The following is a 1056-nucleotide window of genomic DNA, read 5'->3' as shown; positions in this document are numbered from 1 at the left end:
ACAGGGACACCACCACCTCGTCACCGTCGAATTCCCAGGTGCCCGCCACGCGCCCGTCCCGCACCACCAGCGGGGCGATCCAGCCCGCGGCCCGGCTGACCTCGGCGCGGTGGGCTTTCGGAAGCAGCGCGGTGTCGGCGGTGCCCGGCCCGAGGATGTACTGGTCGAACGGTCCGAGCAGGTGGACCCCGGCGGCCGGCGCGGTGGCGGCGAGCTCGTCGGCGTGCTCGGCGAGCACGAACCCGGCGCGGCCCTCGACGTCGACCGGCACCAGCTCGTCGCCGAGTGCGGCGAACCACCCGCGCACCACGGTCTTGCGCAGGCTGTTGCGGGTCAGCCAGGCGTCGAAGACCTCCGGCCCGGCGGGCCCGTATGCGCCGAGGTAGGCGCGGATCGCCTGCGGCGCGGCCTCTTCCACCGGCAGCGCGCCCGCCCACCCGGGGATCAACGCGCGCGGGCTGGTGAAGGTGACCCGGTTGCCGTCGGCCGGGCCGTGGCACAGCACGCCCTGCCAGGCCAGCGGTTTCAGCAGTGCGCCCCACCCGGAGCGCAGCTCGGCCCCGAGTTCGGCGAAGGCGGGATCGGCCAGCAGCGCGTCCACGAGTTCGGCGCGGGTGAGGGCAGCGTCGGCCAGGATCTCCCCGACCGCCCCGGCCAGTGCCGCGACCGTCCGTGGGCTCGCACCGAAAGCCTTCTGCCAGGAAGGTTTCTCCCAGGTCCGGCCCGAGGCGATCACCGGAAGCACGGCCGCGGCGGTGGCGGGCGTCATGGCGTGCAGGGTGCCGCGCATGGCCCAGGTCTTCACCAGAGCGCCCTCGCCCAGCGCCGCCGCCACCGCCCCGGCCCTCGGCTCGGCGCTGCGCACCGCGACGGCCGTCTCCGCCGCCGAGGCCACCTGCGCCTGCACCCCCGCCCGCCGCTCGGCCACCGCGACCGCGGCCCGCTCCCCCGCCGCGGGGTCGGGGTCGCACAGCCGGCCCCGCCCCCCCCCCCCACCCACAAAGCCCCCGAGGTACACCCCCGCCCCCCCCGCCGCCGCCACCGCGCCCCCCCCCC

General features: G+C 77.6%; 1 protein-coding gene. It reads right to left on the bottom strand.

The window, feature by feature from the left end; all coding sequences use genetic code 11:
* Positions 1 to 1000: winged helix DNA-binding domain-containing protein (locus QH283_RS27775; RefSeq protein ID WP_280505883.1), on the bottom strand; the 1000-nt coding region annotated here is incomplete at its 3' end.
* Between the last annotated feature and the right edge of the window lie 56 nt (positions 1001 to 1056).

It is taken from the genome of Nocardia farcinica (assembly GCF_029867845.1).
Lineage (GTDB): Bacteria > Actinomycetota > Actinomycetes > Mycobacteriales > Mycobacteriaceae > Nocardia > Nocardia farcinica_A.
Note: the sequence above shows the minus strand (reverse complement) of the source record. Positions and strands in the feature narration are given on the sequence as shown.